A 25,705-nucleotide genomic window follows, 5' to 3' on the forward strand; every position below is an offset into this window, starting at 1 on the left:
GGAAACATATCAGCAGCCGGTAGCGGGGGGCCTCGCATGAGGATACTGGCGCTATTGATGGCCTCGGTGGTGTTGCTTGCTGCCTGTGCCGAAAGGGACAAACGTGTCTTTTTCGACGGCAAATACTATCCGACCAAGGTCAAGAAGGTGAAAGGGGACCGTGAGACCTTTGTGGTGAATGTCCGCAAGACCTCACAGGGGATTGACGGCGCGCGTGAGGCGGGCCGCCATGGTGGGATCGAGTATTGCATCAAGAACTTCGGGTATTCCGAGATCGACTGGATAGTCGGCCCGGATGATGTGGCCGCAGGCGAGGCGCGGTCGAAGGGAAATCTGGTGTTGAAGGGGCGTTGCCGCGTATGGGAATAAAACGCTTCATATCAATGTGTTGCAGCGACTGTTATTGCATATCAGGCGGCGTCGACTCCAATTTTGCGATGCGCGGGGCCTCTGTTTCAGAGGTGCCCGGGTTCCGCATGAAAGGAGACACATTATGCGTATGACTTCCCTTGCCTTTCTGACCGTCGCCGTAACCGCTGTTTCGGGGGGCGCTTTGGCGCAACGCGGCCTCGTTCATGAGACCGATATCAACGACAAGCTGCTCGTCGTCTCCTTGGCCGATAAGGTCAACCGGGGCTGCGGTAGCATCTCAGCGCGGTATTGGCAGGCCCATTCCTTTGTCAACGAGCTGAAGGCCGAGGCGCAATCGCGCGGCTACTCCAGAGCCGAGATAGATGATTACATTGAAGACAAGGCCAATCGCGCGGCGATGCGCCAACGCCGCGATGCCTATTTCGTGTCCAAGGGGGCCAGCAGCACCGACCCGCAAAGCCTGTGTGCCTTTGGCTATGCCGAAATTCAGAAGCAGAGCCAGATTGGCGTGCTACTAAGAGCAAAGTGAGAACGGATGTCAGACCTACGCAAGATCATTATCGATGATACCGAGATCGAAGTAGATGGCGCGATGACCCTGATCCAGGCCTGCGAGCAGGCCGGGATCGAAGTGCCGCGCTTTTGCTATCACGAACGTCTGTCGATTGCCGGAAACTGCCGGATGTGTCTTGTCGAGGTCGTCGGTGGCCCACCCAAGCCGGCGGCTTCCTGTGCCATGCAGGTACGCGATCTGCGCCCCGGGCCCGAAGGCCAGCCGCCAGTGGTCAAAACCAACAGCCCGATGGTCAAGAAGGCCCGCGAGGGCGTCATGGAGTTCCTGCTGATCAATCACCCGCTGGATTGCCCGATCTGCGATCAGGGCGGTGAATGCGATCTGCAGGATCAGGCGATGGCTTACGGAGTGGATTTCAGCCGTTTCCGCGAAGCCAAGCGCGCGGTGGACGACCTGGATCTGGGACCGCTGGTTGAAACCCATATGACGCGTTGTATTTCCTGCACCCGTTGCGTGCGTTTCACCACCGAGGTGGCAGGTATTCACCAGATGGGCCAGACCGGGCGGGGTGAGGATTCCGAAATCACTGCCTATCTGGGCGAGACACTCGATAGCAATATGCAGGGTAACATCATCGATCTTTGCCCGGTGGGGGCGCTGGTGTCGAAGCCCTACGCCTTTACCGCGCGGCCCTGGGAGCTGACCAAGACCGAAACCATCGACGTGATGGATGCGCTTGGCTCAAACATCCGGGTTGATTGCAAGGGCCGCGAAGTGATGCGGATCCTGCCGCGCAACCATGATGGTGTGAACGAGGAATGGATTTCCGATAAGTCACGCTTTGTCTGGGACGGGCTGCGTCGGCAGCGGTTGGACAAGCCCTATATCCGCGAAAACGGTAAACTGCGCCCGGCAAGCTGGGGCGAGGCGCTTGGCGCGGCCGCCGCCGCGATGAAGGGTAAGAAAGTGGCCGGCCTGGTGGGTGATCTGGTTCCGGTTGAAGCGGCTTTCGCCCTGAAAGAGCTTGTCGAAGGGCTGGATGGCAACGTGGAATGCCGTACCGATGGTGCGAAGCTTCCGGCGGGCAACCGTTCGGGCTACGCGGGTACTGCGGCGATCGAAGATATTGATGATGCCAAGTTCATCATGCTGATCGGCACCAACCCGCGGGTCGAAGCACCGGTACTGAATTCGCGCCTGCGCAAGGCCTGGAGCAAGGGCGCAACCGTTGGCGTGATCGGCGAGGCGGTGGACCTGACATTCGACTATACCCATGTGGGTACAGACCGGGCCGCACTGAGCGGTGTTCTGGGCAAGGAACATGGCGCGGTCCTGGAAGCACCGAGCCTGGTTGTCGTCGGGCAGGGTGCCCTGCGCGAAGCAGACGGCGAAGCGGTTCTGGCTGCCGCGATGCAACTGGCCGACGAGACCAAATCGAAATTGCTGATCCTGCACTCCGCCGCTGCTCGTGTGGGCGCGATGGATGCGGATTGCACGACAGAGGGCGGTCTGGCCGCCGCGATGGATGGGGCCGAGGTTGTCTACAATCTGGGCGCCGATGAGGTCGAGCTCGCCGATGGGGCCTTTGTGGTCTATCAGGGCAGTCATGGCGACAGGGGCGCGCACCGCGCCGACGTGATCCTGCCGGGCGCCGCCTATACCGAGGAGCAGGGGCTTTTCGTCAACACCGAAGGCCGCCCGCAACTGGCGCTGCGCGCAGGTTTCGCACCGGGTGAGGCCAAGGAAAACTGGGCCATTATCCGGGCGCTTTCCGGTGAGATGGGCGCAACACTGCCCTATGACAGCCTTGCTCAGCTTCGTCAGGCGCTGGTCGATTCCGCACCGCACCTGGCGCAGATCGATGATGTGCCGGAAAACGAATGGCAACCGCTTGCCACCGGCAAATTGGGCGATGCGGATTTCCGCAATGCGATCAGTGATTTCTATCTGACCAACCCGGTTGCCCGTGCCAGCCAGCTGATGGCCGAGCTCAGCGCCAACGCGAAAGCGCGCGGCGAGAAACCGATGGCGGCCGAGTAATGCCCCTGCGCCCGCTCATATCCCTTCCGGTCCTTGCCCTCGCGGCGGGGTTTGCGGGCTGTGAGTCGCAGGCAACGAACGAGGTCAGCCGCGCCGCCCCAGTTTACCAGGGCATCGATACGCGGCTTATGGACAGCGATCTAGTGAACATTCATGTCGCCATGTCGGGGGCCGACTCGGCCGAGGACGTAGATCAGTATGCCGAATGTGCCGCTGCGCAATATACGCTGATCCGGGGTTACGGTTTTGCGCGTCATGTGCGCACGAAAGTGGTCGAAGAGGGTGGCATCTGGCGCGGCGATGCAGTTTATACGATCTCACCGGCGCTGCCCCGTGGGCTAAAGACAATCGACGCAGAAGTCGTCGCCGCGCATTGCGCGGAAAACGGAATACCGATGGTGTGAGGACCTGATGGCTGAATTCTTTACAACCCCCCTCGGGATCGCGGTTCTGATCGTGGCGCAATGTCTGGCTGTCATAGCCTTCGTCATGATCAGCCTGCTGTTTCTGGTATATGGCGACCGCAAGATCTGGGCTGCGGTGCAGATGCGGCGCGGCCCCAATGTGGTGGGCACCTTCGGCATTCTGCAATCGGTAGCCGATGCGCTGAAATACGTGGTCAAAGAGGTGGTTGTCCCGGCGGGCGCCGACAAGGCCGTCTTTATGCTGGCCCCGCTGACCAGTTTCGTGCTGGCGATTCTGGCCTGGGCAGTCATCCCGCTCAACGAGGGCTGGGTTCTCAGCGATATCAATGTGGCGATCCTGTTTGTCTTCGCGGTCTCTTCGCTCGAGGTCTACGGAGTGATCATGGGGGGCTGGGCCTCGAACTCGAAATACCCCTTCCTGGGCTCGCTGCGCTCTGCCGCGCAGATGATTTCTTACGAGGTCAGCATCGGTCTGATCATTATTGGCGTGATCATCTCGACCGGCAGCATGAACTTTGGCGATATCGTCGCCGCGCAGGACGGCGATTACGGCTTCTTTAGCTGGTACTGGCTGCCCCATTTCCCGATGGTCTTCCTGTTCTTCATCTCGGCGCTGGCCGAGACCAACCGACCGCCATTCGATCTGCCCGAAGCCGAATCCGAACTGGTGGCAGGCTATCAGGTGGAGTATTCCGCGACGCCGTTCCTTTTGTTCATGGCCGGTGAATATATCGCCATCTTCCTGATGTGCGCGCTCACCTCGCTCCTGTTCTTCGGCGGCTGGCTCTCGCCCATCCCCGGGCTGCCCGATGGTGTGCTGTGGATGGTGGGCAAGATGGCGTTCTTCTTCTTCATCTTCGCGATGGTCAAGGCGATCACGCCGCGCTACCGCTACGATCAGCTGATGCGCATCGGCTGGAAAGTGTTCCTGCCGCTCAGCCTGGGCTGGGTGGTGATCGTCTCGTTCCTGGCGAAATTCGAAGTCCTCGGCGGCGCATGGGCCCGCTGGGCCGTAGGAGGCTGATATGACACAGATTGATTACGGACGTGCAGCGGGGTATTTCCTGCTCTCTGACTTCATCAAGGGCTTCAAGCTGGGGCTGAAGTATTTCTTCGCCCCCAAGGCCACGCTGAACTACCCGCATGAAAAGGGGCCTCTCAGCCCTCGTTTCCGGGGTGAGCACGCCCTGCGCCGCTATCCCAATGGCGAGGAACGCTGCATTGCCTGTAAGCTGTGCGAGGCGATCTGCCCAGCGCAGGCGATTACCATCGACGCAGAACCGCGCGATGACGGCTCGCGGCGGACCACTCGCTACGATATCGACATGACCAAATGCATCTATTGCGGTTTCTGCCAGGAGGCCTGCCCGGTGGATGCGATTGTCGAAGGGCCGAATTTCGAGTTCGCCACCGAAACCCGTGAGGAGCTGTTTTACGACAAGGCCAAGCTTCTGGATAACGGTGAACGCTGGGAAGCCGAAATTGCACGTAACCTTGAAATAGACGCACCGTACCGATGAGTGATGCAAGCAATCCTTTTGCCGCGATGATGGCCCAGGCGCAGGAAATGGCGAAAGCGATGAACCCTGCGCTGGAATCGTTTTCGCCCAAGGGGTTTGAAACCCTGTGGCCGACCATGCCCAAGGAATTCATGGAAATGGCCTTTGGCAAGGGTGTCAGCAAGGACGGGCTGGATGCCAAGACGCGGCTGCTGCTGACGCTGGCGGGCCTCACCATGCTGGGCGCGCAGAGCGATACACAGATCCGGATGACCGTGCGCCACGCGCTTGAGGCCGGGGCCACCAAGGATGAGATAGCCGAGACCATCGGAATGATGTCGATGTTCGCCGGCCTGCCGTCAATGACCCGCGCGATGGAAACCGCGCGCGGTGTTCTGGACGAGCATGAGGAAGAGGGAAAAGAGACATGACCATCGCAGCGTTCTGCTTCTATCTGTTTGCGATTTCGGTGCTGGTGGGCGGACTTTTCACCGTGATCAGCCGGAACCCGGTGCATTCGGTGCTTTGGCTGATCCTCTCGTTCATCAGTGCTGCGGGGCTGTTCGTGCTGTTGGGCGCGGAATTCGTCGCCATGCTGCTGGTCATTGTTTACGTGGGCGCGGTTGCGGTGCTGTTCCTCTTTGTTGTGATGATGCTCGACGTGGACTTTGCCGAGCTGAAGGCCGAGATGGCCAAATATATGCCTCTGGCGCTGCTCATCGGGATGATCCTCTTGATGCAGTTTGGCCTAGCTTACGGTGTCTGGGAAACCTCTGATGGGGCCGAAGCGGCCCGTGCAGCAGTATCCGTCGAGGGCGTCGAAAACACCGCCGCCCTTGGCCTGCTGCTCTATGACAAATACTTCCTGCTATTCCAGCTAGCGGGCCTGATCCTGCTGGTGGCGATGATCGGGGCGATCGTGCTGACCCTGCGCCACCGTCAGGACATCAAGCGCCAGAATGTGCTGCACCAGATGTGGCGTGATCCGGCCAAGGCGATGGAACTGAAAGACGTAAAACCGGGGCAGGGGCTGTAACGCCACCTAGCCGACCGACAAGAATAAGAACCGAGGGACGACATGATAGGTTTGGAACATTATCTGACGGTGGCGGCGGCTTTGTTCGTCATTGGCATTTTCGGCCTCTTCCTCAACCGGAAGAACGTGATCATTCTGCTGATGTCGATCGAGCTGATGCTGCTTTCGGTCAATATCAACCTTGTCGCCTTCTCGTCCTATGCGGGCGATCTGGTGGGGCAGGTCTTTACCCTCTTCGTGCTGACCGTGGCCGCGGCCGAGGCAGCCATCGGGCTTGCCATTCTGGTCTGCTTCTTCCGCAACCGTGGCACAATTGACGTCGAAGATGTCAACGTGATGAAAGGCTGAAGACATGGAAAAAATCATCCTCTTCGCGCCTTTGATCGGGGCCATCATCGCCGGTTTCGGCTGGCGGATCATTGGCGACAAGGGTGCGCAATGGGTCACCACGGGGCTTTTGTTCCTCTGTGCGCTGCTCAGCTGGATCGTGTTTCTCGGCCATGACGGCGAGACCCATTACATTCACGTGCTGGATTGGGTGCAGTCGGGCACGCTTGATACCGCCTGGGCCATCCGTCTGGACCGGCTGACGGCGATCATGCTGATTGTCGTCACGACCGTCTCGGCCCTCGTGCATCTTTATTCGATGGGCTACATGGCCCATGACAGCCAGTTCGACGAAGAAAAAGAAAGCTATCGCCCGCGTTTCTTTGCCTATCTGAGCTTCTTCACCTTCGCCATGCTGATGCTGGTGACAGCGGATAACCTGGCGCAGATGTTCTTTGGCTGGGAGGGTGTGGGTCTGGCCTCGTATCTGCTGATCGGCTTCTATTTTCGCAAACCAAGTGCCAATGCCGCTGCGATCAAGGCTTTCGTGGTCAACCGCATCGGTGATTTTGGTTTCGCGCTTGGCATCTTTGCGCTGTTTTACCTGACGGACAGCATCAGGTTCGATGATGTCTTTGCCGCCGCGCCAGAGCTGGCGAACACGCAACTGACCTTCCTCTGGACGGACTGGAACGCTGCCAACCTGATTGCCTTCCTGCTCTTCGTCGGTGCCATGGGCAAATCGGCGCAGCTTTTCCTGCACACCTGGCTGCCGGATGCGATGGAAGGCCCGACACCGGTGTCGGCTCTGATTCACGCCGCGACCATGGTGACAGCGGGTGTCTTTCTGGTCTGCCGGATGTCGCCGCTTTTCGAATATGCGCCCGAAGCCAAGATGTTCGTGACCTTCCTTGGCGCCTCGACCGCGTTTTTCGCGGCCACGGTTGGGCTGGTGCAGAACGACATCAAGCGCGTGATCGCCTATTCGACCTGCTCGCAGCTGGGTTACATGTTCGTGGCCGCCGGTGTGGGGGTCTATTCAGTGGCGATGTTCCACCTTTTCACCCACGCGTTCTTCAAGGCGATGCTGTTTTTGGGCGCCGGGTCGGTGATCCACGGGATGCACCACGAACAGGACATGCGGAACTATGGCGGGCTGCGCACGAAACTGCCCTATACGTTCTGGGCGATGATGATCGGCACGCTTGCCATCACCGGCGTTGGCATTCCGCTGACCCATATCGGGTTTGCCGGGTTCCTGTCGAAAGATGCGGTGATCGAAAGCGCCTATGCGGGCACGGCGGGCGGCTATGCGTTCTGGATGCTTGTCATCGCGGCCCTCTTTACCAGCTTCTATAGCTGGCGGCTGATCTTCATGACCTTCTATGGCAAACCGCGTGGCGACAAGCACACCCATGATCATGCCCATGAAAGCCCGATGACCATGCTGGTGCCGCTTGGCGTACTGGCGATTGGATCGGTCTTTGCCGGGATGGTCTGGTATGGCAGCTTCTTTGGTAGCCATGATAAGGTGAATGCTTTCTTCGGTATTCCCGCCCATCATGCCGAAGCCGCCGAGGGCCACGGTGACGAGGTCGGTCATGGCGAGGCTGAGGCGACCGATGACGGCCATGGCGACGCTGCGATGAAGGAAGAAGGCGATCACGCTGATGCCGACATGGCGCATCGCGGTGAAGCGCCCAAAGGCGCGATCTTCATGGCACCGGACAATCATGTGATGGACGACGCGCACCATGCCCCCACATGGGTCAAGGTCAGCCCATTCATCGCTATGCTGATCGGCTTTGCCGTGTCATTCTGGTTCTACATCGTGAACCCGGAGATGCCCAGGAAACTGGCCGAAAGTCAGCGCCCGCTCTACCTCTTCCTGCTCAACAAGTGGTATTTTGACGAGATTTACGATTTCCTTTTTGTCCGGCCCGCCAAGGCGCTCGGGTCGTTCTTCTGGAAACGCGGCGATGGCAATGTCATCGACGGCGCGCTCAACGGGGTGGCGATGGGAATCATCCCCTTCTTCACCCGCCTCGCTGGACGGGCACAGTCCGGCTACATCTTCACCTATGCCTTTGCGATGGTCATCGGCATCGCGGTGCTGGTCACATGGATGAGTTTTAGCGGGGGAGCACACTAATGGATAACCTGCTTTCCATCACCACCTTCATCCCGACGATTGCAGCCGCCATCCTGCTGATCTTTCTGCGGGGTGAAGACGAGGCTGCGCAGCGCAACGCCAAATGGGTGGCGCTGATCGCCACCTCGCTGACCTTCATCGTGTCGCTCTTTATCCTGTTCGGGTTCGACCCCAGCGATACCGGCTTCCAGTTCGTGGAAGAGCATAACTGGCTTCTGGGTCTGAAATACAAGATGGGCGTCGACGGGATCAGCGTGCTTTTCGTGCTGCTGACCACATTCATAATGCCACTGACCATTGCCGCATCGTGGAACGTGACCACCCGCGTCAAGGAATACATGATCGCCTTCCTGATCCTTGAAACGCTGATGCTGGGCGTGTTCATGGCGCTTGATCTGGTGCTCTTTTACCTCTTTTTCGAGGCGGGTCTCATTCCGATGTTCCTGATCATCGGCATCTGGGGCGGTAAGGAGCGGATTTACGCCAGCTTCAAGTTCTTCCTCTATACCTTCCTGGGCTCGGTGCTGATGCTGGTGGCGATGGTGGCGATGTTCGCCGATGCGGGCTCTACCGACATCCCCACGCTGATGAACCACCAGTTCGGGTCGGAAAGCTTCAGCTTGCTGGGCATCCAGATTGTGGGCGGGGCACAGACCCTGATGTTCATCGCCTTCTTCGCCAGCTTCGCGGTCAAGATGCCGATGTGGCCGGTCCATACATGGCTACCTGACGCTCACGTTCAGGCCCCCACGGCGGGGTCGGTCGTGCTGGCGGCGATCCTCTTGAAGATGGGCGGCTACGGCTTCCTGCGGTTCAGCCTGCCGATGTTCCCCATCGGGTCTGAGGTGATGACTCCGCTGGTCCTGTGGATGTCGGCCATCGCGATTGTCTACACCTCGCTGGTCGCGCTGGCGCAGGAAGACATGAAAAAGCTCATTGCCTATTCCTCAGTGGCCCATATGGGATACGTGACCATGGGTATCTTTGCCGCGAACCAGCAAGGCATCGACGGCGCAATCTTCCAGATGATCAGCCACGGCTTCATCTCGGGCGCGCTCTTCCTATGCGTCGGCGTGATCTATGACCGGATGCATACCCGCGACATCGACGCTTATGGCGGCCTAGTGAACCGGATGCCGGCCTATGCGCTGATCTTTATGCTCTTTACCATGGCCAATGTTGGCTTGCCGGGGACCTCCGGGTTCGTCGGTGAATTTCTGACGCTGATGGGCATCTTCCAGGTCAATACCTGGGTGGCGATGGTCGCAACCTCGGGTGTGATCCTCAGTGCTGCCTACGCGCTCTGGCTATACCGCCGGGTGGTGATGGGTGACCTGATCAAGGAAAGCCTGAAGTCAATCACCGATATGGGGCGCCGCGAACGCGCGATCTTTGCGCCGCTGGTGGTGATGACGATCCTGCTGGGGGTATACCCGGCTCTGGTGACCGATATCATCGGCCCCTCGGTCGAGGCGCTGATTACCAATTACGACACTGCCCTGGCAGACGGCCGCGCCGCCAGCCAGACCGCAGCCGTTTCGCATTAACCGGAGGCCGACATGATCCAGGCTGATCTGAATATTATTCTTCCCGAGATCGTACTGTCGGTCTATGCGATGGCAGCGCTCTTGTTCACGGTCTACACCGGCAAGGACAAGATGGCGGGTTTGCTGGTGTGGCTGACCGCGGCGCTGTTCGTTGCCATGGCGCTTTTTGTCGGGGCAACCGGGGAGAGTACGCGCGTGGCGTTTGACGGCATGTTCGTCGATGATGGCTTTGCCCGCTTTGCCAAGGTCACAATTCTGTTGAGTGCCGCGGCGGTACTGGTCATGGGCCAGGAATATATGGCGCGACGCAAGATCCTGCGGTTTGAATATCCGCTTCTGATCTGCCTTGCGGTTGTCGGCATGATGGTGATGGTCAGCGCTGGTGATCTGATGGCGCTTTATATGGGGCTCGAACTGCAATCGCTGGCGCTTTATGTCGTGGCCTCGCTGCGTCGCGAAAGTGCCAAATCGACTGAGGCGGGTCTGAAATATTTCGTACTGGGTGCGCTCAGTTCAGGCCTGCTGCTGTACGGTGCCTCGCTCACCTACGGATACACCGGCACCACGCTCTTTTCGGGGATCGTCGAGGCGGCAGAGGGCCGCGCGCCTCTGGGCCTGCTCTTCGGCATCGTTTTCGTGATCTCGGGTCTGGCGTTCAAGGTCAGCGCCGTGCCGTTCCACATGTGGACGCCGGATGTCTATGAAGGTTCGCCCACGCCGATCACCGCCTTCTTTGCCACCGCGCCTAAGATGGCGGCGATGGGTCTCTTCGCCCGTGTCGTACATGACGCCTATGGCGGCGTCGTCGGCGACTGGCAGCAGGTGATTGCCGTGCTCAGTGTGTTGTCGATGTTTCTTGGCGCTGTTGCAGCAATCGGCCAGACCGATATCAAACGCCTGATGGCCTATTCCTCGATCGCGCATATGGGCTTTGCCCTGATGGGATTGGCCGCCGGGACAGCCTTTGGCGTGCAGGCCATGCTGATCTACATGGCGATCTATGTGACGATGAATGTCGGCACTTTCGCCTTTATCCTCAGCATGGAGCGCGACGGCCAGCCGGTGACGGATATTGCCAGCCTGAACATGTATTCCAAGGCCCATCCGGGTCGGGCACTGGCGATGCTTGTGCTGCTCTTCAGCCTTGCTGGCGTGCCGCCGCTACTGGGGTTCTTCGGCAAGTTCTACGTGCTGCGCGCCGCCTATGATGGCGGGTTGGCGTGGCTTGCTGTTGCCGGTGTAATCGCCTCGGTCATCGGCGCGTTCTATTACCTGCGTATCGTCTTCTTCATGTATTTCGGCGAGGAGCGGGAAGAGCTGGAAACGGCGCGCTCTCCGATCCTGTGGAGCCTGCTTATGGTGTCGGCCACGGTCATGCTGGTAGGGATCATCAACATGTTCGGCGTTGAAACCATAGCCGAGGCAGCGGCGGCAACTCTTGTCAACTAAACAAGGGTTTATGCACAATGACTGACTGGCCCGAGGGCTATGGCAAGCGGGTGCTGGCCAGTGTCGACAGTACAAATGCCGAGGCCGCACGGATTGCGCCCGGTCTTGCAGGCCCCGAGTGGATTCTGGCACTAGAGCAGACCGCCGCGCGAGGCAGGCGCGGCCGGGGCTGGGCCAACCCTGCAGGTAATTTCTCCGCAACGCTGGTGATGCATCCAGCCGAGACTCCGGACAAGGTAGCGCTGAGGTCTTTCGTGGCAGCACTTGCCCTCTACGACGCCCTCGTGGCGGCCACGGGTCGGGCCGGGCCGTTTTCCCTGAAATGGCCCAATGACGTGCTGCTGAACGGTGGCAAGCTGGCGGGTATCTTGCTGGAAAGCGCTGGCAGCGGCGGAACGCTTACACATTTTGCCATCGGCATTGGAGTGAACCTCAAACACGCGCCTGATGCCTCTCAGGTCGAACCCGGCGCGGTGCGCCCCGTCTCGCTTCTGTCCGAAATCGGCGCCGATGTCAGCCCGGAAGAGCTGCTTGATCTTCTGGCGCCCGCCTATGCCCGTTTTGAGGCGCAGTTCACCACCTTTGGTTTCGAGCCGATCCGCGCCGCCTGGCTGGACCGCGCCGCGCGCCTGGGCGAAGTTGTGACAGCCCGCACCGCCCGTGACGAGGTCACCGGCACGTTCGAAACGGTGGACGCGGCAGGTAATCTTGTATTATCCACGGCCAAATCCCGCGTGGCCATTCCGGCTGCGGACATATTCTTCTGAAGGCAACGCGATGCTTCTGGCGATTGACTGCGGCAACACCAATACCGTCTTCTCGATCTGGGATGGCGAGAAATTTCTGTGCACCTTGCGCACCTCGACCCATCACGCGCGCACGGCGGACGCCTATTTCACCTGGTATTCGACGCTGGTGAAGCATTACGGGATCGATGTTGAAATCACCGATGTCATCATCTCGTCCACTGTGCCGCGGGTGGTTTTCAACCTGAGGGTCTTTACCGACCGGTTCTTTGGCTGCCGCCCGCTGGTGGTGGGCAAGCCTGAATGCCTTCTGCCACGCGAGCCCCGGGTTGATGAAGGCACGATCGTAGGGCCGGATCGGCTGGTGAACACAGCCGGTGCCTTCGACCGGCATGGCGGTGATCTGATCGTGGTGGATTTCGGCACGGCGACAACTTTCGATGTGGTATCCAAAGACGGAAACTACATCGGTGGCGTTATTGCACCGGGGGTCAACCTGTCGCTTGAGGCGCTGCACATGGCCGCCGCTGCGCTGCCACATGTGGATATTTCGAAACCGCAAAAAGTGGTTGGAACCAACACGGTCGCCTGTATGCAATCCGGAGTATTCTGGGGTTATATCGGGTTGGTGAAAGAAATCTGCGAGCGTATCAAGGCCGAGCGCGAACGCGAGATGACGGTGATCGGTACCGGCGGTTTGGCACCGCTTTTCGCCGAGACGGAAGCACTGTTCGACGTGCTGGAAGATGATCTGACAATGCACGGGCTGACCGTGATTCATAACCATAATAAGGAGGGCTGAGGCCCGATGAGCAGTGAACGACTGATTTACCTGCCACTTGGTGGAGCAGGCGAGATCGGCATGAACGCCTATGTCTACGGCTATGGCAAACCGGGGCAGGAGAGGTTGATCCTTGTCGATCTGGGCGTGACCTTTCCCGATATGGATGGCAGCCCCGGCGTCGATCTGATCCTGCCTGACATCACCTGGCTGGCCGAACGCAAGAACCAGTTGGAGGCGGTGTTCATAACCCATGCTCACGAAGACCACGTGGGCGCCGTTGCGCATTACTACGAAGCACTTGGCGCACCGATTTATGCGCGTGCTTTCACCTCCAACATTGCCCGTCGCAAGATGGAGGAGCACGGGCATTCCGAAAAAGCGGTTAGGACCGTCTCCCCCTGGCCTGAAGTGACCGAAGCCGGGCCATTCAAGGCGGGTTTTGTGCCGATTTCTCATTCTATCCCGGAAAGTTCGGGACTGGTCATCGACACACCTGACGGCCGTCTGGTGCATACCGGCGACTTCAAGATGGATACCGATCCGGTGGTCGGGGAACCGTTTGATGCGTCGGTTTGGGAGGCGATTGCCAAACCCGGGGTGAAAGCGCTGATCTGCGATTCCACCAATGTTTTCAGTCCTATGGAGGGACGTTCCGAAAGCAGTGTCGGTCCCGAAATCGAAAAGCTGGTCGCCTCCGCAAAAGGTATGTTCGTCTGTACTACCTTTGCCAGCAACGTGGCACGCGTCAAGACACTGGCCGAGGCCGGTGAACGGGCCGGGCGGTCGATCTGCCTGATGGGCCGGGCGATGCGGCGGATGATCGAGGCAAGCATCGAAACCGGCGTGCTGAAGGATTTTCCAAAAGTCGTAAGCCCCGAAGATGCAAAGCAAATTCCGCGTGAAAGCCTGATGCTGATTGTCACCGGCAGCCAGGGCGAACGACGTGCGGCGAGTGCGCAACTGGCGCAGGGTAAGTATCAAGGGATTACTCTGGCCGAGGGCGACACTTTCCTTTTCTCGTCCAAAACCATCCCCGGAAATGAACGCGGTGTCATCAGAATTATCAATCAATTCAGCGAGATGGGCGTTGATGTGGTGGATGATACCAGCGGGCTTTATCATGTGTCGGGCCATGCCAACCGGCCTGATCTGGATGCCATGCATAAGCTGATCAAACCGCAGTTGGTGATCCCGATGCATGGCGAGCACCGGCATCTACGGGAACATGTGAAACTGGCGAAAAACAATCGCTTATATGGTGTTCTTGCAGTCAATGGCATGATGATGGACCTCAGCCAGAACACGCCCACCGTGGCCGAATATATCGAAACCGGACGGACCTATCTGGATGGCAGCGTCAAGATCGGCGCGCTTGACGGCGTGGTGCGCGACCGGATCAGGATGGCGCTGAACGGGCATGTGATGATCAACGTGATCCTGGATGAGGATGACGAACCGCTCGGGGAACCCTGGTGTGAAATCAAGGGCTTGCCCGAAACCGGCCACAGTCGCGCGCCGCTGGTGGATGTGCTTGAAGAAGATCTGAGCCAGTATCTGGGCCGCGCCGGATCTAAGACGCTGATCGACGATGACAAGCTGGAAGAGGGCCTGCGCAAGGTCGCCCGGCAAAGTGCCATGGGCGAGATTGGTAAGAAGCCTGAGGTCAGCGTGATCATCAGCCGATTGAGTGGCTGAGAAACGTAGAGCCTGTACGTAACGTACGCATAAAACGTACATAAATCGGGCCGATGCGCGGATCGGCGCCTGCGGGATGTAGATTCTGTACGTTTTGCGACCCGCAGAATGTCGAAAACGGGCAAGACCGAGGGCGTGCCGCAGCGGTTTCATGAGCGAAAGAGGAGATGTCCGCATGACCCTTGACGCGAGCCGGTTGATCGACCTTGAACGCTATCCCATCCACTGCAATGGCACAGAACGCGACGCGTTGCTGGCGCAGGTCCGGGCTGATCTGGCGCGCGATGGCTGCGCGGTGATCAAGGGGTTCCTGACCACTGGCGGCGTCGCTGCGCTGGTTGATGAGGCGAACAGTGTCGCTGATCAGGGACATTGGTCGAAGAGCCGGACCAACGCCTATTTCACCAAGGATGACCCGAGCTTGCCGGAAGATCACCCGCGCCGGCAATTCTATGACCGGTCGAACGCGTTTGTCCCGGCCGATAATTTCAGCCCGGACGGCCCGCTGCGCACCGTCTATGATGCGCCGGGTTTCGATGAGTTCATCCGCGACTGTCTGCAGGAGGAAAACTTCTATCGCTACGCCGATCCACTGGCCGATGTGATCGTGAACGTGGCCGAAGAGGGCAATGGCTTTCCCTGGCATTTCGATACCAATAATTTCACCGTGACACTGGACATTCAAAACGCCGAAACCGGGGGCGCGTTTGAATACGCCGCCGGTATCCGCGAGGGTGACGAGAATTTCGACGAGGTCGCGCGGGTGCTGAACGGTACCTCGGATCGGGTGACAGTGCTGGAGCTGGAGCCGGGCGATCTGCAACTGTTCCGAGGGCGCTATTCATTGCACCGGGTGGCGCCGCTGAAGGGCAATCGCCCGCGCTACGTGGCGATCTTTTCCTATGTACAGGAGCCCGGCATGGTCGGCGCACCGGAACGCACCAAGCAACTTTACGGCCGTACCCTTCCGATCCATCACGAACGCGCCGGACAGCGCGGGGATGCCTATATCGACTGAGTGAAGCCGGGCCGGGTACGTGCCCCGGCCCCGCCGGATCTACTCGGGGTAGTCTTCTTTTTCCAGCGTGGCGATGCTGATATGCGGCCACTGCGCGCGGCCCGGAAAACCATCTTCGCGCGGGCGGAAGAAATTCAGCATGACCACCTGTGCGTATTGCAGGCGTAGCTTGGGGTATTTCGACTTGTGTGCCCGTTCGTTCAGTTCCTGAATCCAGAAGGTGGATTTCATCGATACCGGTTCGGCCTCTTTTTCAGTGAACGGCATGTTCTGCACACCGGCGCCTTCACGCTTGGTATCAAGCACCAGCTCGGTGGTGCGTTTAATGTTCACGCCCTGATTGGCAAAGCGCAGGATCTCGGTCATGTCGCGCGGGTTGAAGCCCGGGAACCCCGCAACCGAGGCGGGGACAGTGCCGAAAAACGGGTTGTTGATGTAGTGCTCGTAAGGGTCGAGGTAATCGTCGTCAAAGACATCGTAGCCCGGCGTTGTCAGATCCTCGAACCGGCCAAGGGGCAGGGCGTTGATTGGGGGAATTTCCGGCGCGCCCCGGTGCCTGCGGGCGTCGCCAAGGGCAAGGACGGAATTGCCATGCGGAATCGAGGCCAGACGGGCGATGTCGATACCGTCGGTCCGGTGGTCCTTGACCCAGATGAACAGGCCGGGCTCGTGATGGATTGGCAGACCGGGGCCGCCAGCCTCACCGCTGACCGGGAAATCGTCGGCGGCGATCTGGGCGATCTGCTGCTGATAGTCGATCGTGGCGACTCGCTGATCCACCAGCACGCCGCGGTTGGGCACATTGTCATCGACAAAGGCGAAGGAGAGTGTTTCGTCATATTGATTCATCAGGATGCGATAGGGCGCGGTGCCCTCGGGCGCGTCTTTGAACGGCAGTGCGATCATGTTCCAGCCGGTGCCCTTGGCCCGCCAGGTGCCGGGCAGGTTTTTCAGCGGGCCGAGTTCCTGTTCCATTTCCAGGCTGGCGCTGTAGAATTGGCGTTCGCCGCCGCCATGCTTGCGTTTGTCAGACATGATAAATCCTCAAAAAAAATGAATGTTTGGAGATAGTATCTGTCAAATTACACGTAATGCGGTGCGTGCAAAAGGTAGTGAAACCCATAGTTGATTAGTGCGCGCCAAGATGCAATGGCGCCGCACCAGACGGCACAGAGTTGTTGTCAGAAAATCTGTCAGCCGTATCTGCGAAAGTCAGCCGGTCCGGCGATCGTCAAAGCTGAGGGCGATGAAGCTGGGCAGATGATCACCCATGCCTACAACCTTGTCGCCACTGGATTTACCCTTGCCGCCGCGGCTGCGGGGCTTTGGCATGTCCTCGGGTGTTTGGTCCATCACCGCGACCGGTGTCTCCGCGACCTCGGGCTTATCCTCGGATTTCTTGCGCGACCGCGAGCGTTTTGGCTTCTCGGGCTTTTCTTCCTGGGCGTCGTCGGCGTTCGGTGCGCTGGATTTCAGTGGGTTGTCGATCCGGGGGATTTCCTTCTGGATCAGACGTTCGATGGCATCGAGATTTTTCTCATCCCTGGGGATGCAGATCATCATCGCCTTGCCATCGCGGCCTGCGCGGCCGGTGCGACCGATGCGGTGCACGTAATCCTCGGCATGGCCGGGGACATCGAAATTGAACACATGGCTGACGGCGGGCACATCGAGGCCGCGCGCTGCCACGTCCGAGGCGCAGAGGAAGCGCAGATCACCGGCGCGGAATCCATCAAGCGTCCGGGTGCGCTGTGACTGGTCCAGATCGCCATGAATCGGGGCCGCGTCATAGCCGTATTTCTTGAGGCTCTTGGCGACGATATCCACATCCGTCTTGCGGTTGCAGAAGATGATGGCATTGGTGCATTTCTCACCCTCGCCGTCGATGATCGCACGCAGAAGCTTGCGTTTCTCGGTGCCTTCGCGGTCGCGGCGCGAGGCTTTGAACATCACCACACCCTGTTCGATCGTCTCGGAGGCGGTGGCCTGGCGGGCAACTTCGATCCGTTCCGGGGCGCTGAGGAACGTGTTGGTGATACGCTCGATCTCGGGCGCCATGGTGGCCGAGAAGAACAGAGTCTGGCGGGTGAAGGGCGTCAGGCCGAAGATGCGTTCGATATCGGGGATGAAACCCATATCCAACATTCTGTCGGCCTCATCCACGACCATGACTTTCACATCGGAAAGGATCAGCTTGCCGCGTTCGAAATGATCCAGCAGGCGGCCCGGTGTGGCGATCAGCACGTCAACGCCCTTGTCGATGAGCGTATCCTGCTCCTTGAAGCTGACCCCGCCGATGAGCAGCGCCTTGGTCAGCTTGAGATATTTGGAATAGGTGTCGAAATTCTCGGCCACCTGGGCGGCAAGCTCGCGGGTCGGGCAGAGCACCAGCGACCGCGGCATCCGCGCACGCGCGCGGCCTCGGGCCAGAAGCGACAGCATGGGCAGGGTGAAACTGGCGGTTTTGCCGGTGCCGGTCTGGGCGATGCCCAGCACGTCACGCCCTTCCAGCGCAGGCGGTATCGCACCGGCCTGAATGGGGGTAGGGGTTTCATACCCGGCGTCGTCGATGGCTTTCAGAACCTTGGGGTTCAGCTTTAACTCAGAAAACTTGGTCATATGTGTCCGTTTGTTGCGGACACTATCCATGGCCCGCGCGTCTGATCCCGGATCGGGCCCCGCACGGGCCCCGTGGACGTCCACATGGATGACCCGGTCGCTTGCCTTTACCGGAAGAAGGGGGGCGCGGTCAATGCAACCCGTAAAATCTTGTCTAATGCGCGGATTGGTGCGGGGATTGTTAACCATCTCGCAACAATGAGGCCGGAGTGGGACACAGTGGAGCAGTCTGACAGGCAAACCGGGCCTGCTGCTATGATCGGACGGGCGATCAGGCCATCAACAAGGCCCGCGCTGTTGGGTGGATATCGGGTTCGTACTCCTGTGCCAGCACCGCGACGGTGGGCGCAGGTGTCAGCACCGTGGCCGTGCCGCGCGCAGGACGGGGCAGACAGGCGGTATAGCTGCCACCATCCGATCTGAGCAGGTGGGATTGCCAGATCAGGTGCGGCGCGCCGTCGTGGCAGATGAAGGTGCCATCGGGCAGGCCTCCGATCGGAACCTGATGGCGGACATGCTGGCGGGTACGGGTCACACGCGCGGCATGCAGCATCCGGTCATCATGCGCAAGCGTGTCGGCCCCATGAGCACTGGCCCAGGCGGCGCGAAAGCTCTGATACGCGGTGCGGCGACACAGGCCGCAGGGGCGATGCCCGGCGGCAAGGGCACTACATTCATCGAGGAAAAACAGCTCGGTATAATTACGGGGCGTCATGACTGGCCGGTGCCAGCCTTTGTATTCCAGCACGCAGGTGACCCAGTGAGGATGCTGCCAGCGACGGGTTTGCAGCCGTTGAGTATCGTCATGCAATATCCCGCGATTGCCCATCAACGTGCCGCGCCAGGGCTGCGCGGTAATCTCACCAGAGGGCAGAACGCGGTTTTGCAGGGTCATTCGGCCAGCTTAATGCGCTAGCCCACGAGGTCCAACCCTTGCGCCGATCTGCATGGTGAATTGTCATCTGAGAAATCACTGGAAGAATCAAGCGAGGAGAGTTAGCGAAATTTGCTGCGACAAAATAATCTGTGGTTTTACTTGAGTAGGAACAAACACAATGAAACAGAGTTTGCCGATCGTTGTTCTATTTGCTTTTCTGGTTTCAGCGTGTGCTGAGACACAGAATAGTCCAGCCGTTGAAGAACCGGCGGCGGAAACTCAATCCAATGAAGCGAAAGTAGCGAAGTCCGGGAGTATCGCGTCACCAGGCTCAATTCGTACAATTGGCTCCCGCAAAGTTAGCCTTTCTCTCACCCGCAAGGTTGATTCCAATCACGGATCGCCGAAAGTAGTTGCCCAAAAGGTACCATGCAAAGTCGAAGGGCAAGGAATTTCAAAATCGTTTATGTCGCCTGGCATGGTAAACTTGCCAGCATATCAGAGTGATAACTCTGTGCTTAAAGAAATTGAATTTTCATGCACTTACGAGGGGGAAACTTATAATCAAACACTTACAACGATCAACCTTTCCGGCCGTAACAGGTCTTTAAGTTCAGGAGTAGCCGCATCGCTGGTTTGCGGCCAGGCATGTAGTCAGGCCGCTGCGAACCGAGCGATGATGCCAAAGCCTGGCGACATTTACGGTTATACAAATTTCCAGCTTAGCATTGAGTAGAGCCCTCGCCGGACTTCTGTGTTCCTCGCCCAATGTCCGCTTCGTCCCGCTCAGCAGACCTCGGGAGCAAAAAGCATGGGCTTCGGATTCTCGGAGCAGCGTGACCGCTCTAACCAGCCGGTTTGAACTTGGCGGCTATCCCGCCAGCCTTCTGCTGCGCCGCCGTGAAATCTGCGCTTGAGTAAGCCCGAACCGTTTTCAAATTCGACACCGTACCTGTTGCGCCCGCGACCATCAGAGCAGGGAGAATATCTTCCCCGTCAGCAGCCTCGCAGATCATCAAAAAATCGGTCTCTCCGGTCGTTGCATAGTAGGACAGCATCTGTCCGCCTGCGGCCTCGACCAACGGTTTGACGGCAGCGGCTCGATCCGATGGGTTTGCAATCATACCCTGGATCGCCTGGGCCGTGTAATTTCCGGTAACGATAAAAGTCGGCATTTGTTCCTCCCCTGAAACTTGTTCCAACAATTGCCAACGATAACACGTTTTATAGAGATCGCTGCAGGTTTTCGCCTGAGCAACCCTATTGGGGGCAAACGGGCGATTGTATGATTGTCCAGCGCGCGACTCGAATGGCAGCTATGTCCGCGACGTAGCCGTTGGGCGCAGCTATATCTGCGACCGCGGCATTTGCGAACCGTTCCTCAGTTGTCGTCCTGCTTGGGACGGTGCATCCAGACTGGGACAAGAAAGACGATACAGGCGATCAGGAAGGTGAGGCTGGCGATGATGCCGATCACATCTTCCGCCTTCCAGGTGCTCCACAGGAAGAACAGCGCCGAGATGGTGAAGAGAACCCAGCCGGTGAAATTGAACGTCCAGACGGTGCGCGGGGACATCTTTTGGCTCAGGCGCAGGAGGTTTTCGCGCTGATCGCTTCAAGCGCCTCGACCGAGGCTTCCAACGTCAACAGGATCGAGGCGTGACGGTTCTTGTAGTCTTTCGCCGGTTGCAGCACTTCGAGCCCGTCAAAGGGCGCATCGGGAACCGGGCCGTCGTTTTTCAGCATATCCTTGAGCGCATCCCGGGCAGCGGTGATCTGGGCCGCATCACACCCCACGATATTGCTGCCGACCACGCTGGCAGCCGCCTGTCCCAGGGCGCAAGCCTTGACGTCGGCGGCATAGTCGCTGACCCGGCCGTCTTTGGTTTTAATGTCCACGGTCACGGTCGAGCCACAGAGCGGCGCACGGCGTTTGACCGAGGCATCCGGGTCCTCGAGGTGGCCGTGGCGCGGAATGTCAGCGGCAAGCGCCAGAATGCGCGCCGAATAGAGCTTGATCAGATCGGTATCGCTCATGGCTTTCCCTTTCAGTGCTGACCCCATAGATAGTGGCAGCGAGAAGCGTTGAAAAGGGTGTCTGAACATGGTCTTCGATCCGGCGACATTGACCTATAACGAGGCGGGGCTGATTCCGGCGATCGCACAGGATGCCGAGAATGGTGATGTGCTGATGATGGCGTGGATGAACGCCGAGGCTGTGGCAAAGACGCTGGAGACCAGTCGGGTGACCTATTGGAGCCGCTCGCGTCAGGCGTTCTGGATCAAGGGCGAGACGTCAGGCCATGTGCAGGAGTTGGTTGAGGCGCGCGTGGATTGTGATCGTGATTGCCTGTTGCTGCTGATCCGTCAGACTGGTGCCGCGTGCCATACCAACCGGCGGAGCTGTTTTTACACGGCGCTAAGGGATGGCGCGGAAGTTGAATTGATGGCGCCCGAGGCGGACTGAATGTTATTTGAGTATTTTTTCCAAGAAGAAAGATCAGCCGAGGCCGACCATGGCGCGGATATCCTGTGGTGTGGCACCCTCTTGGCGGAATTTTGACAGGGCGCGGGCATCATCACGTTTGGCCAGGCGTTTACCCTGATCATCCCGGATCAGCCGGTGGTGGTGGTAGATCGGTGTGGGCAGGTCGAGCAGATTTTGTAAAAGCACTTGCAGGAAGGTGATCTGATAAAGATCCTCGCCACGCACTACATGGCTGATGCCTTGCGCAGCTTCGTCGATCACCGACGCCAGGACATATGATACCGTCTCGATCTCTTTTCGGCCAAGGACGGCATCGCCGATTTCGGACACCAGCCGGTTCGGATCGAGGAACTTGCCCCCCTTATGTCGCGGACCGGTCTCGGTAAACGACGCGTTGTTCAGGTGAGCGATGGCGCGCGCCATGTTCAGCCGCAACGCATCACCCTTCCGGCGGCTGCTGAGATCCCGGTGGCGACAGGTGCCGGGATAGATACTGGCATCGGTTGCGACGCCTTCCTGAGGGGCGGATTGGGCGTTGCGGATATCGGTTCGGCTGCAGGAACAGGGATAGATCAGCCCCTTTGCCGCCAGGTGCATCAGATGTTCGTTGTAGAGCGCCAGATGGTCGGATTGTCGTAGGACCGGTTCTTCCCAGGTCAGGCCAAGCCAGTGAAGATCTTCATAGATCAACGCCTCCCATTCGGGGCGCGCGCGGTCAATATCGGTATCTTCGATCCGGAGCAGAAAACGACCATGATTGGCCTGCGCCATATCATGCGCCAGGAGAGCTGAATAGGCGTGACCCAGATGCAGAGGACCAGTAGGAGATGGGGCGAAACGGGTAGTGAATGTCACGCTTTTTCAAGGATATAGACGTAAGACTTGATGTCCTGCTTCGGCAGGTGGGGCCCGTATTTCTGATACTTGAGCCGCGCCGCGCCGCAATCGAGCCATTGGTTGAGCCGTGCAGGGTATTGCGGGTCAGCGATGGCGTGATCGTTGAGGCTGAAGGCCAGTTTACCGCCGGGATCAAGAGCGTTCATCAGCAGATCCAGTGTCATTGCCGGGGCTGCGCCGGTGCCGATGACGCCAATGGCGGCGATCACGTTGTAGCTGCCTTGTGCGATGGGCGCCTCGTCATGGATATCCATCAGCGTGAGAGATCGATAGATGTCCTTGCCGCGTGCCAGATCGAGCATTTCAGCGCTCGGGTCCATCCCGTCGATCGTGTCAAACCCCGCCAGCTTGAGCGCGAGGCCGGAAAGCCCGGTGCCGCAGCCGAAATCGAGCACCGGCACGGCAGGGTCGTCAAGGTAATCGGCGAGCGCTTTGGCAACACGACCCGGCGTGGCATAGCCGTTTGTTGAAACCTCGGCGTCGTAACTTGCGGCCCAATCGTTGTAGAGCGCCTGCGTATCCTCGGGCGTTTCCAGATCGTAGGCCTTGTCTAAAAATGTATCTCCCATGGGGGATAGAAAATCACACCGTTTGGTTTTCGTCCAGTGTGCAGCGGCTTAGCCAGTCGCTCCAGGCCGTTTTGGCACGGTCGGTATAGGCTTTGTATCGGTCCTTACGGCCCCGTCTGCCGCCTTTGAGGCCCTCGACCGGGCGGAAGAGGCCGAAATTGACGTTCATCGGCTGAAAGGTTTTGGCCTCGGCGCCGCCAGTGATGTGGTGGATCAGGGCGCCCATCGCGGTATCCTGGGGCGGCCCCTGCAGCGGCTGGCCGAGGATCTCGGCTGCCGCCAGACGTCCGGCAAGCAGGCCCATAGCTGCGGATTCGACATAGCCTTCGACACCGGTGATCTGCCCGGCGAAGCGAATATGCGAGCGCGAGCGCAGGCGCATCTGATCATCAAGCAAGGTCGGGGAGTTCAGGAATGTATTGCGGTGAATGCCACCTAAGCGGGCAAATTGCGCATTCTCAAGCCCGGGTATCATTTTCAGAACAGACGTTTGCGCGCCATACTTCATCTTGGTCTGAAAACCGACGATATTATAGAGCGTGCCAAGCGCGTTATCGCGGCGCAGTTGCACCACTGCGTAGGGTTTCACATCGGGCGCATGCGGATTGGTCAGGCCAACCGGTTTCATCGGGCCAAAGCGCAGCGTCTCGCGGCCGCGTTCGGCCATGACTTCGATCGGCAGGCATCCGTCGAAATAGGTGGCGGTTTCACCTTCATGGAACTCGGTCTTGTCGGCGGCCAGAAGCGCGTCGATGAAGGCTTCATACTGGTCGCGGTCCATCGGGCAGTTGAGATAGGCGGTGCGCTCTTCCTCGGTTTCGCCCTTGTCATAACGCGACTGCATCCAGGCGCGGCTCATGTCGATGCTGTCGTGATAGATGATTGGCGCGATTGCATCGAAGAAGGCCAGCGCGTCCTTGCCGGTCTCGGCGGCGATCGCGTTACCGAGACCTTCCGAGGTCAGCGGGCCGGTGGCAATGATCCAGTGGCCATCTGCGGGTAGCTCGGTGATTTCGTCATATTCGATACGGACGAGCGGGTGATCTTTGAGAGCTGCGGTGACGGAGGCGGCAAAGGGATCGCGGTCGACGGCCAGCGCGCCGCCTGCGGGCAGGCGGTGCTGGTCGGCCATCGCCATGATCAACCCGCCCGCGGCCCGCATCTCCCAATGCAGCAGACCCACGGCGTTTTGTTCGTCATCGTCCGAGCGGAATGAATTCGAACACACCATCTCGGCCAGATCGCCGGTACGGTGGGCAAAGGTTTCGACCTTAGGGCGCATTTCGTGGATGACCACGGGCACGCCGATATTGGCCGCCTGCCAGGCGGCCTCGGATCCGGCCATGCCGCCGCCGATGATGTGAAGTGTCTCTGCCATAGGCAGCGATCTACGGCATCGCTGAAAGATTGAAAAGCGGGTTTGCGGTCGCGCGGGAAGAGGTCGAGTGGGTCACCAGGTCTGGCAAGTGATGGTCAGAGAGAGGCTGACCTGGAGGAACTGTCAAAATAGCGGTGACCCACACTCGAAACGCGGAAATGTGCGCTCGTCTACTGTTAAATCGCTGAATTGCGGCGAAAAAATGGCAAATGGGGAAATAATGTGACGCCAAATTAGGAATAATTAACAAGATTATTCAAGTGGCTGATATCAGGGAGTTTCGTAGGACTGGCATAATCACGACGGGACTTTTGACCGTAGAGAAAGCGTTAATATGAAAGAGTGACCATGCCAGCCCTGCGCGGATCATGGCAAAAAAGTGGCAGCGCTGAAAAGTAAAAGGTTGGAAACTTTTTGTAAGAAAGCTGGAAACGATCTGATAACATATTGTTTTTGTATTGGAAACTACCAGTTTCAAGTTTGATCCCAGTTGGGTGGGCGCTTTTCGATGAAGGCGCTTATACCCTCTTCGGTATCACGAAAAAGCATGTTCTCAACCATGACTTGTCCCGCATAGTCATAAGCCTGATCCAGCGGCAGGTCGATCTGGTTGTAGAACGCCTCCTTCCCGATTTTGACCACAGCGCCAAGTTTCGACGCAACGGTCTCGGCCAATGTATTGGTGGCGGCCTCAAGCTCATCCTGCGGCACGGCGCGGTTGATGAGGCCCAGAGCCATTGCGCGGTCGGTGTCGATGAATTCGCCGGTTGTCAGCATCTCGAAGGCCTGCTTGCGCGGAATATTGCGCGACAGCGCCACCATCGGGGTCGAGCAGAACAAGCCTATATTCACGCCGTTTACGCCAAACCGGGTGCCAAGTGCCGCGACGGCCATGTCGCAGGACGCAACCAACTGACAGCCCGCGGCGGTTGCGATGCCGTGGGGTTGGGCGATGACCGGCTGGGGCAGGGCGCGGATCGACAGCATGACCTTGGAGCAGCGGGCGAAAAGATCTTCGAAATAGCTTTTGCCGCCATCTTCAGCCTGTCTGCCCTGAGTCATCTCTTTGAGATCATGACCGGCACAAAACGCCTTGCCGCTGCCTGCGAGAATCACCGTGCGGATATGGGGTTGTTCACGCAATTGGTCAAACTCGTCCTGCAGCGCGGCAAGCATGGCGTCGGAAAGCGCGTTTAACTTTTCCGGCGCGTTGAGCGTCAGGCGGGCGACGGGGCCGGTATCGCTGCGGGTTAAAATTGACATCTTGTTTCTC

28 protein-coding genes are annotated in these 25,705 nt (G+C 58.9%); 18 read left to right on the top strand and 10 right to left on the bottom strand.

Going from position 1 to position 25,705, the window contains the following annotated elements; translation table 11 throughout:
* Window positions 1-36 precede the first annotated feature (36 nt).
* The 16 genes from LC334_RS03455 to LC334_RS03530 all read left to right on the top strand — a co-directional run bounded on the left by LC334_RS03455 (window position 37) and on the right by LC334_RS03530 (window position 15,604).
* Window positions 37-369, top strand: a complete 333-nt coding sequence (locus LC334_RS03455; RefSeq protein WP_085798864.1) for a hypothetical protein — start codon at window positions 37-39, stop codon at window positions 367-369.
* 124 nt (window positions 370-493) lie between these two features.
* Window positions 494-901, top strand: a complete 408-nt coding sequence (locus LC334_RS03460) for a DUF5333 domain-containing protein (RefSeq protein WP_085798865.1) — start codon at window positions 494-496, stop codon at window positions 899-901.
* A 6-nt stretch (window positions 902-907) separates the two neighbouring features.
* Window positions 908-2,926, top strand: a complete 2,019-nt coding sequence (gene nuoG / locus LC334_RS03465; RefSeq protein WP_085798866.1) for an NADH-quinone oxidoreductase subunit NuoG — start codon at window positions 908-910, stop codon at window positions 2,924-2,926.
* Window positions 2,926-3,330 carry a hypothetical protein gene (locus tag LC334_RS03470; RefSeq protein ID WP_085798867.1) on the top strand — a complete coding sequence of 135 codons (405 nt, stop codon included), beginning with the start codon at window positions 2,926-2,928 and terminating at the stop codon, window positions 3,328-3,330. The genes nuoG and LC334_RS03470 overlap by 1 nt, the downstream gene beginning before the upstream one ends.
* Window positions 3,331-3,337: 7 nt before the next feature.
* The gene (nuoH, locus tag LC334_RS03475) at window positions 3,338-4,375 is read left to right on the top strand and encodes an NADH-quinone oxidoreductase subunit NuoH (RefSeq protein WP_085798868.1); all 1,038 of its coding nucleotides are present in this window, start codon (window positions 3,338-3,340) and stop codon (window positions 4,373-4,375) included.
* A 1-nt stretch (window position 4,376) separates the two neighbouring features.
* The gene (gene nuoI / locus LC334_RS03480; protein ID WP_085798869.1) at window positions 4,377-4,871 is read left to right on the top strand and encodes an NADH-quinone oxidoreductase subunit NuoI; all 495 of its coding nucleotides are present in this window, start codon (window positions 4,377-4,379) and stop codon (window positions 4,869-4,871) included.
* Window positions 4,868-5,281, top strand: a complete 414-nt coding sequence (locus LC334_RS03485) for a carboxymuconolactone decarboxylase family protein (protein WP_085798870.1) — start codon at window positions 4,868-4,870, stop codon at window positions 5,279-5,281. The genes nuoI and LC334_RS03485 overlap by 4 nt, the downstream gene beginning before the upstream one ends.
* Window positions 5,278-5,886: an NADH-quinone oxidoreductase subunit J gene (locus LC334_RS03490; RefSeq protein WP_085798871.1), complete on the top strand. Its 609-nt coding sequence runs from the start codon at window positions 5,278-5,280 to the stop codon at window positions 5,884-5,886. The genes LC334_RS03485 and LC334_RS03490 overlap by 4 nt, the downstream gene beginning before the upstream one ends.
* Before the next feature lie 42 nt (window positions 5,887-5,928).
* The gene (gene nuoK / locus LC334_RS03495; RefSeq protein ID WP_085798872.1) at window positions 5,929-6,234 is read left to right on the top strand and encodes an NADH-quinone oxidoreductase subunit NuoK; all 306 of its coding nucleotides are present in this window, start codon (window positions 5,929-5,931) and stop codon (window positions 6,232-6,234) included.
* Window positions 6,235-6,238: 4 nt separating this feature from the next.
* The gene (nuoL, locus tag LC334_RS03500; RefSeq protein WP_085798873.1) at window positions 6,239-8,365 is read left to right on the top strand and encodes an NADH-quinone oxidoreductase subunit L; all 2,127 of its coding nucleotides are present in this window, start codon (window positions 6,239-6,241) and stop codon (window positions 8,363-8,365) included.
* Window positions 8,365-9,912, top strand: coding sequence for an NADH-quinone oxidoreductase subunit M (locus LC334_RS03505; protein ID WP_085798874.1), 1,548 nt, complete (start codon window positions 8,365-8,367; stop codon window positions 9,910-9,912). The genes nuoL and LC334_RS03505 overlap by 1 nt, the downstream gene beginning before the upstream one ends.
* 12 nt (window positions 9,913-9,924) lie before the next feature.
* Window positions 9,925-11,361, top strand: a complete 1,437-nt coding sequence (gene nuoN, locus LC334_RS03510) for an NADH-quinone oxidoreductase subunit NuoN (RefSeq protein WP_176237611.1) — start codon at window positions 9,925-9,927, stop codon at window positions 11,359-11,361.
* Window positions 11,362-11,378: 17 nt separating this feature from the next.
* Window positions 11,379-12,128, top strand: coding sequence for a biotin--[acetyl-CoA-carboxylase] ligase (locus LC334_RS03515; RefSeq protein WP_085798875.1), 750 nt, complete (start codon window positions 11,379-11,381; stop codon window positions 12,126-12,128).
* 10 nt (window positions 12,129-12,138) lie between these two features.
* Window positions 12,139-12,909, top strand: a complete 771-nt coding sequence (locus LC334_RS03520; protein WP_085798876.1) for a type III pantothenate kinase — start codon at window positions 12,139-12,141, stop codon at window positions 12,907-12,909.
* Between the two features lie 6 nt (window positions 12,910-12,915).
* The gene (locus LC334_RS03525; RefSeq protein ID WP_085798877.1) at window positions 12,916-14,586 is read left to right on the top strand and encodes a ribonuclease J; all 1,671 of its coding nucleotides are present in this window, start codon (window positions 12,916-12,918) and stop codon (window positions 14,584-14,586) included.
* 175 nt (window positions 14,587-14,761) lie between these two features.
* Window positions 14,762-15,604 (top strand): HalD/BesD family halogenase, encoded by an 843-nt coding sequence (locus tag LC334_RS03530; RefSeq protein ID WP_085798878.1) that lies wholly within the window; start codon window positions 14,762-14,764, stop codon window positions 15,602-15,604.
* Window positions 15,605-15,643: 39 nt separating this feature from the next.
* Here the strand turns inward: LC334_RS03530 and LC334_RS03535 are convergent, their stop codons facing one another.
* The 3 genes from LC334_RS03535 to LC334_RS03545 form a co-directional block, all read right to left on the bottom strand.
* Complete coding sequence (locus LC334_RS03535) at window positions 15,644-16,639, bottom strand: heme-binding protein (protein WP_085798879.1); 996 nt, start codon at window positions 16,637-16,639, stop codon at window positions 15,644-15,646.
* 177 nt (window positions 16,640-16,816) lie between these two features.
* Window positions 16,817-18,223, bottom strand: coding sequence for a DEAD/DEAH box helicase (locus LC334_RS03540; RefSeq protein WP_085799152.1), 1,407 nt, complete (start codon window positions 18,221-18,223; stop codon window positions 16,817-16,819).
* A gap of 271 nt (window positions 18,224-18,494) precedes the next feature.
* Window positions 18,495-19,118 (bottom strand): hypothetical protein, encoded by a 624-nt coding sequence (locus tag LC334_RS03545; protein ID WP_085798880.1) that lies wholly within the window; start codon window positions 19,116-19,118, stop codon window positions 18,495-18,497.
* Window positions 19,119-19,278: 160 nt separating this feature from the next.
* Between LC334_RS03545 and LC334_RS03550 the strand changes: the two genes are divergently transcribed.
* Window positions 19,279-19,836: a hypothetical protein gene (locus tag LC334_RS03550; protein WP_139836285.1), complete on the top strand. Its 558-nt coding sequence runs from the start codon at window positions 19,279-19,281 to the stop codon at window positions 19,834-19,836.
* A 109-nt stretch (window positions 19,837-19,945) separates the two neighbouring features.
* On the opposite strand, the gene LC334_RS03555 is transcribed toward LC334_RS03550, so the two are convergent.
* The 3 genes from LC334_RS03555 to LC334_RS03565 form a co-directional block, all read right to left on the bottom strand.
* Window positions 19,946-20,275 carry a GYD domain-containing protein gene (locus LC334_RS03555; protein ID WP_085798881.1) on the bottom strand — a complete coding sequence of 110 codons (330 nt, stop codon included), beginning with the start codon at window positions 20,273-20,275 and terminating at the stop codon, window positions 19,946-19,948.
* A 206-nt stretch (window positions 20,276-20,481) separates the two neighbouring features.
* Window positions 20,482-20,676, bottom strand: coding sequence for a hypothetical protein (locus LC334_RS03560; RefSeq protein WP_085798882.1), 195 nt, complete (start codon window positions 20,674-20,676; stop codon window positions 20,482-20,484).
* A gap of 8 nt (window positions 20,677-20,684) precedes the next feature.
* Window positions 20,685-21,137 (bottom strand): iron-sulfur cluster assembly scaffold protein, encoded by a 453-nt coding sequence (locus LC334_RS03565; RefSeq protein ID WP_085799153.1) that lies wholly within the window; start codon window positions 21,135-21,137, stop codon window positions 20,685-20,687.
* Window positions 21,138-21,204: 67 nt separating this feature from the next.
* Between LC334_RS03565 and hisI the strand changes: the two genes are divergently transcribed.
* Entirely contained in the window at window positions 21,205-21,567 is a 363-nt protein-coding gene (gene hisI, locus LC334_RS03570; protein ID WP_085798883.1) for a phosphoribosyl-AMP cyclohydrolase, read from the top strand.
* 33 nt (window positions 21,568-21,600) lie between these two features.
* Here hisI and gluQRS read toward each other — a convergent pair whose 3' ends face one another.
* The 4 genes from gluQRS to LC334_RS03590 form a co-directional block, all read right to left on the bottom strand.
* A complete protein-coding gene (gluQRS, locus tag LC334_RS03575; protein WP_085798884.1) occupies window positions 21,601-22,443 on the bottom strand; it encodes a tRNA glutamyl-Q(34) synthetase GluQRS in 843 nt (280 codons plus the stop codon).
* On the bottom strand, window positions 22,440-23,054 hold the full coding sequence (locus LC334_RS03580) for a class I SAM-dependent DNA methyltransferase (RefSeq protein WP_085798885.1): 615 nt from the start codon (window positions 23,052-23,054) through the stop codon (window positions 22,440-22,442). The genes gluQRS and LC334_RS03580 overlap by 4 nt, the downstream gene beginning before the upstream one ends.
* Before the next feature lie 13 nt (window positions 23,055-23,067).
* Window positions 23,068-24,432, bottom strand: a complete 1,365-nt coding sequence (trmFO, locus tag LC334_RS03585; RefSeq protein WP_085798886.1) for a methylenetetrahydrofolate--tRNA-(uracil(54)-C(5))-methyltransferase (FADH(2)-oxidizing) TrmFO — start codon at window positions 24,430-24,432, stop codon at window positions 23,068-23,070.
* Window positions 24,433-24,906: 474 nt separating this feature from the next.
* Entirely contained in the window at window positions 24,907-25,695 is a 789-nt protein-coding gene (locus LC334_RS03590) for an enoyl-CoA hydratase (protein ID WP_085798887.1), read from the bottom strand.
* Between the last annotated feature and the right edge of the window lie 10 nt (window positions 25,696-25,705).

Origin of the sequence: Roseovarius aestuarii, from assembly GCF_019966515.1 — a bacterium.
Classification (GTDB): domain Bacteria; phylum Pseudomonadota; class Alphaproteobacteria; order Rhodobacterales; family Rhodobacteraceae; genus Roseovarius; species Roseovarius aestuarii.

What these genes read in the sequence shown, in the direction of transcription:
- hisI (WP_085798883.1), top strand. Translation starts at nt 21,205, where the DNA reads ATGGTCTTCGATCCGGCGACATTGACCTATAACGAGGCGGGGCTGATT.
- trmFO (WP_085798886.1), bottom strand. Translation starts at nt 24,432, where the DNA reads ATGGCAGAGACACTTCACATCATCGGCGGCGGCATGGCCGGATCCGAG.
- nuoN (WP_176237611.1), top strand. Translation starts at nt 9,925, where the DNA reads ATGATCCAGGCTGATCTGAATATTATTCTTCCCGAGATCGTACTGTCG.
- LC334_RS03490 (WP_085798871.1), top strand. Translation starts at nt 5,278, where the DNA reads ATGACCATCGCAGCGTTCTGCTTCTATCTGTTTGCGATTTCGGTGCTG.
- LC334_RS03525 (WP_085798877.1), top strand. Translation starts at nt 12,916, where the DNA reads ATGAGCAGTGAACGACTGATTTACCTGCCACTTGGTGGAGCAGGCGAG.
- LC334_RS03545 (WP_085798880.1), bottom strand. Translation starts at nt 19,118, where the DNA reads ATGACCCTGCAAAACCGCGTTCTGCCCTCTGGTGAGATTACCGCGCAG.
- LC334_RS03560 (WP_085798882.1), bottom strand. Translation starts at nt 20,676, where the DNA reads ATGTCCCCGCGCACCGTCTGGACGTTCAATTTCACCGGCTGGGTTCTC.
- nuoH (WP_085798868.1), top strand. Translation starts at nt 3,338, where the DNA reads ATGGCTGAATTCTTTACAACCCCCCTCGGGATCGCGGTTCTGATCGTG.
- LC334_RS03565 (WP_085799153.1), bottom strand. Translation starts at nt 21,137, where the DNA reads ATGAGCGATACCGATCTGATCAAGCTCTATTCGGCGCGCATTCTGGCG.
- LC334_RS03520 (WP_085798876.1), top strand. Translation starts at nt 12,139, where the DNA reads ATGCTTCTGGCGATTGACTGCGGCAACACCAATACCGTCTTCTCGATC.
- LC334_RS03535 (WP_085798879.1), bottom strand. Translation starts at nt 16,639, where the DNA reads ATGTCTGACAAACGCAAGCATGGCGGCGGCGAACGCCAATTCTACAGC.
- LC334_RS03485 (WP_085798870.1), top strand. Translation starts at nt 4,868, where the DNA reads ATGAGTGATGCAAGCAATCCTTTTGCCGCGATGATGGCCCAGGCGCAG.
- nuoL (WP_085798873.1), top strand. Translation starts at nt 6,239, where the DNA reads ATGGAAAAAATCATCCTCTTCGCGCCTTTGATCGGGGCCATCATCGCC.
- LC334_RS03505 (WP_085798874.1), top strand. Translation starts at nt 8,365, where the DNA reads ATGGATAACCTGCTTTCCATCACCACCTTCATCCCGACGATTGCAGCC.
- LC334_RS03460 (WP_085798865.1), top strand. Translation starts at nt 494, where the DNA reads ATGCGTATGACTTCCCTTGCCTTTCTGACCGTCGCCGTAACCGCTGTT.
- LC334_RS03550 (WP_139836285.1), top strand. Translation starts at nt 19,279, where the DNA reads ATGAAACAGAGTTTGCCGATCGTTGTTCTATTTGCTTTTCTGGTTTCA.
- nuoG (WP_085798866.1), top strand. Translation starts at nt 908, where the DNA reads ATGTCAGACCTACGCAAGATCATTATCGATGATACCGAGATCGAAGTA.
- nuoI (WP_085798869.1), top strand. Translation starts at nt 4,377, where the DNA reads ATGACACAGATTGATTACGGACGTGCAGCGGGGTATTTCCTGCTCTCT.
- LC334_RS03470 (WP_085798867.1), top strand. Translation starts at nt 2,926, where the DNA reads ATGCCCCTGCGCCCGCTCATATCCCTTCCGGTCCTTGCCCTCGCGGCG.
- LC334_RS03555 (WP_085798881.1), bottom strand. Translation starts at nt 20,275, where the DNA reads ATGCCGACTTTTATCGTTACCGGAAATTACACGGCCCAGGCGATCCAG.
- LC334_RS03455 (WP_085798864.1), top strand. Translation starts at nt 37, where the DNA reads ATGAGGATACTGGCGCTATTGATGGCCTCGGTGGTGTTGCTTGCTGCC.
- nuoK (WP_085798872.1), top strand. Translation starts at nt 5,929, where the DNA reads ATGATAGGTTTGGAACATTATCTGACGGTGGCGGCGGCTTTGTTCGTC.
- LC334_RS03540 (WP_085799152.1), bottom strand. Translation starts at nt 18,223, where the DNA reads ATGACCAAGTTTTCTGAGTTAAAGCTGAACCCCAAGGTTCTGAAAGCC.
- LC334_RS03590 (WP_085798887.1), bottom strand. Translation starts at nt 25,695, where the DNA reads ATGTCAATTTTAACCCGCAGCGATACCGGCCCCGTCGCCCGCCTGACG.
- LC334_RS03515 (WP_085798875.1), top strand. Translation starts at nt 11,379, where the DNA reads ATGACTGACTGGCCCGAGGGCTATGGCAAGCGGGTGCTGGCCAGTGTC.
- LC334_RS03580 (WP_085798885.1), bottom strand. Translation starts at nt 23,054, where the DNA reads ATGGGAGATACATTTTTAGACAAGGCCTACGATCTGGAAACGCCCGAG.
- LC334_RS03530 (WP_085798878.1), top strand. Translation starts at nt 14,762, where the DNA reads ATGACCCTTGACGCGAGCCGGTTGATCGACCTTGAACGCTATCCCATC.